The organism is Paenibacillus sp. P4_A7 (assembly GCF_056402455.1).
In genome coordinates this window covers 1-4,010 of sequence record NZ_JBFUHJ010000486.1, presented here as the reverse complement: position 1 = coordinate 4,010, position 4,010 = coordinate 1, and the positions used below count along the sequence as shown (strand labels likewise).

Annotated in this window: 6 protein-coding genes; all 6 read right to left on the bottom strand. The window is 38.1% G+C overall.

What is annotated here, in order from left to right:
• Positions 1-262 (bottom strand): lasso peptide biosynthesis B2 protein (locus AC1DWN_RS29375; RefSeq protein WP_477562423.1); only part of this gene is annotated, 262 nt, incomplete at its 3' end.
• Between the two features lie 29 nt (positions 263-291).
• Positions 292-2,100 carry an ABC transporter ATP-binding protein gene (locus tag AC1DWN_RS29370; protein ID WP_477562422.1) on the bottom strand — a complete coding sequence of 603 codons (1,809 nt, stop codon included), beginning with the start codon at positions 2,098-2,100 and terminating at the stop codon, positions 292-294.
• The gene (locus tag AC1DWN_RS29365) at positions 2,097-2,429 is read right to left on the bottom strand and encodes a lasso peptide biosynthesis PqqD family chaperone (protein WP_477562421.1); all 333 of its coding nucleotides are present in this window, start codon (positions 2,427-2,429) and stop codon (positions 2,097-2,099) included. Before AC1DWN_RS29365 ends, AC1DWN_RS29370 begins: the two co-directional genes overlap by 4 nt.
• Before the next feature lie 3 nt (positions 2,430-2,432).
• On the bottom strand, positions 2,433-3,368 hold the full coding sequence (locus tag AC1DWN_RS29360) for an aldolase (protein WP_477562420.1): 936 nt from the start codon (positions 3,366-3,368) through the stop codon (positions 2,433-2,435).
• Positions 3,369-3,481: 113 nt separating this feature from the next.
• Positions 3,482-3,610, bottom strand: coding sequence for a paeninodin family lasso peptide (locus AC1DWN_RS29355; protein ID WP_477562419.1), 129 nt, complete (start codon positions 3,608-3,610; stop codon positions 3,482-3,484).
• Between the two features lie 15 nt (positions 3,611-3,625).
• The coding region (locus AC1DWN_RS29350) for an asparagine synthase-related protein (RefSeq protein WP_477562418.1) at positions 3,626-4,010 on the bottom strand (385 nt) is incomplete at its 5' end.

Here is a 4,010-nt window from a genome sequence, read left to right as displayed (position 1 = left end):
TTACGAGACACTTACTTTCCCAGAACGTATGTTGACTTATAATCTTAATTGCATGTCGTACCTTTATTAACTCGTCTTTCTCCAATTCATGTTGGATATTCGCAGTTTCCTCCATTTGAACACCTAAAGAAGGAGCAACCTTTGAGAATGGTATTAAAATAACAACGCGCGCCCACCCCAAATAAATAAAAGCTTCTAGAAATAAAATCAACGTTTTAAAATCTAAAGAAAATACCTTTCTAACCTTTTTTACTATTCCCATTTTCTTCTCCAAATTTAATTAGTATTTTTCTATCGATTTGGCCAAGCGACAACCTGTTGCTCCAGCAGATGACTCAGCAAACTTTTTTTCTCATTTGCTAGTTGGTTGAACCTTCCACTCTGTACGATTGCTCCTTGATCGACAACAATAACTTGATCAGCATTGCGTATCGTAGAGAGTCTGTGGGCAATGATGATAATGGTCATCTTGCCTTTTAATTGATCCAACGCCTCTTGAATTTTCGTTTCGTTTTCGGTGTCTAGTGCACTAGTTGCTTCATCCAATACAAGAATGGATGGTTTTCGTAAAATGGCCCGGGCCATTACCAGCCTTTGGCATTCGCCACCTGACAATCGGATTCCACGGTCACCAATGATTGTATCAAGACCTAATGGAAGCTTATTAACAAATCCGGCAGAAGCCGAAAACTCGAGTGCCTCCCAAATCTCATCGTCGCTTGCTGATGATTTAACCATTTGCAAATTTTCCCTTATGCTAGCATTGAAGAGAAAAGGATCCTGCGGAACATAACTTATGGAGTGTCTAAATGATAATAAGTTTTCTCTTGTTAAAGGAACACGGTCGATTAATACCTGTCCTTCTTCTGGTAAAATAAGCCCCATTAATATGTCAATCAAAGTGCTTTTCCCTGCTCCTGATCGRCCTACAATAGCTGTCATGCCGTTTGCTGGAATTTTTAAATTAATATTTTGGAGGGCATAAGCTGGCAGTTTTTTATTATAACGAAAAGAAATATTACGACATTCTAGTAACTGATCGATACCTATAGGCTTTACCTCTTTATACGAATGGTCTCTACCATCAAATTCCATAGCTTCCTTGCACTCCTCGTTAAGGAGCATAATAGACTTAAAGGCTGGAATCGAAGAAGCAATGCTTTCTAAATTAGATTGTATACTATTAAGCCGCGGCCATAGCCGTGAAAAAATAACGATAATCAAAAGCAGCTGCTCCAGTTGTGAATGAAATATCCTAATCGATAAAAATATAAATATAGCGATAAACAAGCCTGAAGCAATCTGGTACACGAATTGAGACGTAGCTTTCAATTTGATATGCCCAAGCTGTTCCTGCTGTAATTTTCGGTCTAACGAGGCAATCCATGCAATACGAGATTGCTCCATAGTATTACTCTTAATGTCTTTAATTCCATTCAATTGATCCGTTATTCCTGCAAGGTATTGTCTGGACAATTCCATCGTTTCATGACCGATCGATCTGGATTTATGTATAAATTTCCTAGAGAGGATAGCTACTACCAGACCGCAAATCAAAACAAATATCGCTAGCTTAGCAGATAGCCAAAATGCAAGAGCAATTTGAATAAATGTAAATATTAGTGATGTGACCATCTGTATTAGGGTGTTCACCCCCCCACTGACCCCACCAATTTCAGAGGTTAAGGAATTAACAAAATCAGACTTTCTTCTTTTAATGTGAAAGTCCCAGTTAGCTTGCAATAATCCRCCAAATGTATCTAATCTCAAGCGGTGCATAAAAGCTTGATGTATCCGTGTACTGCTAATGGTTATCGTACGCTTAAAAAAGCTTTGACCAAAGACAATGACAATATATATACCTAAGACCAATAACAACCCCCCTGTTTGCGGGAGTTCTCGAAGAAACCCAAACATATTAGAAGCAGGAATGATGGCGTTGTTCATATTAATAATTCCACTCATACTGAGCATAGGCACTAACAAGAGGATTCCTATTCCTTCGAGCAAACTAACAAATATCATACCTAGGAGATTAATATATAAGACGCTCCCGGTGTTAGAGTACAGTCGTTTTATAAAGTATAAAATTGCTTTCAACGTATACTCTCCAAACTATCGCCATCTAGATTTCCTTCTGCATTAATAAGAATTAAGCCTTCCTTCGACAAATGATTCAAAAATGATAACACATGTTCCTCACATACTGATTTCTCAACATCGTATTCAAGCATTAATTTCTGAACTAGCTCACTCACCGTAATGGGAACTTGAATACAATCCCATATAAGACCACCAATTGAACCTAGATTGTAATACTTTCCGTTATTAATGCTTAGCATAACCTTTTCTTCACCCATATCACTTACAATATTACCAGAGCCTTGAACTACCCAATGACTGGGTAAAATAATTTCATTAGTAATCATGTATTATCCATCCTTATTTATAGTAGTTAGTATTAACGATACAAGATCCGGTGCGGTAAATTCAGATTCAGGCCTTTGCAAACGGAAAACATTCAATTGGTTTGTAAGCATGGCTGTCATATCGAAATGCCATGAAGTTAAGCCTAATCGATGAACTAGAAAATTACGGAAAGTGTGATGGTATAGTACAGGCAAGCTTTCTAGTCTTGGAATTCTATGTATTTCAATCCTGTCCTTTTCACTTTTGACTAATTCATATATTCCCACAAGTGGCAAAGGATTCGAGACATATTTCTTAGATACCGGAACAGAAAATTTGGTTTCTCTTTGAAATAAAGGCTGGTAACGCGTTGAGTCCATTCCAAAGTGATCCATACTTTCTTGCCAAAGTTTTTGTTGAGGATAAGCTGGCGTTACCATAGGTATCTGTTGATCGGAATTATACGAAACAGCAATCACATCATCACTTAATAGATGATAGCCTCTATTTAGAAAAGCCGATGCTAGAGTTGATTTTCCGACTCCTGATTCGCCGACAAAGGCATACGCCTTACCATCGATAGCAATTGCACTGCCATGTAAGGGAAGAACCTTTCTCTGCAGCAATAGTGCACCCATACACGAGCCAAGCACATAAAGTCGAATTTCATCTATAAGTGAACCAATCGCTGGTGAAATAATGATCTTCTTCCCCTCTTGTATGCAAAAGATAGCGACATTAGGAATATTAAAAATGATCTTATTTCCTACAACTGTATATACCCCATTCTTCACTTCTAACCGTTCCCATTCATCTGATAAATCGGATACAACTATTTCGATATCAATATCGGGGATCTCATCATCTCTGTTTAATTGAAGTAATTCCGGCAAAGCAAGCTCGCTCGTCACATTTAATCCGAAAGCTCTATAAACTATTTTGTTCTCGGTGCTTATCATATTCCCACCCCAAGCTTATTTTCGCTAAAATTTTAAAAGTCTGGCCCTCATACATTTAATGTATAAGGGCCATTACATAAAGCCTGTATCATAAGTACTTGAAATACCAGAACCTAGCTAGGTCCCATAAGTTGTTCCGTTTCATTCGTGTCTAAGAAGTCTCTTTTATGATCAGGAAATCCTGTCATCGTCATTTTCACATCAAGAACTTCAAGTTCTGGTTTACCCCATTGTTTTTTCACTTAAATCACCTCCCCTCAAGTATTTTTTTTGATAAAACGGTAAATAATCAAGCTACGCATCAAAATGCTGTAATCTGCATCATAAGGACTTACCGGTCTAGAATCTTCATGTATTCGAGCAATAGCCTCACGAACTAGCGGTATGTTTATATAATCTGAAATATCAGGATCTACGCTTAGCTGCTGTAATTCTTCAATAAAAGCACCCCATTCAGGGGCCATCCGTTGAATACCATCAGCTCCTTGTATGCCACGTATATCCTGATTTAACCTCACCTTATCTGGAAGCAGGTTTTCGGTTGACCTCCGAACCAATGCCCTGTCCATACCGTTCTGAACATATTGCTCTTCCGGGACTGACAAACAAAACTTGATCACATTTAAATCGTTAGTCGGGTCA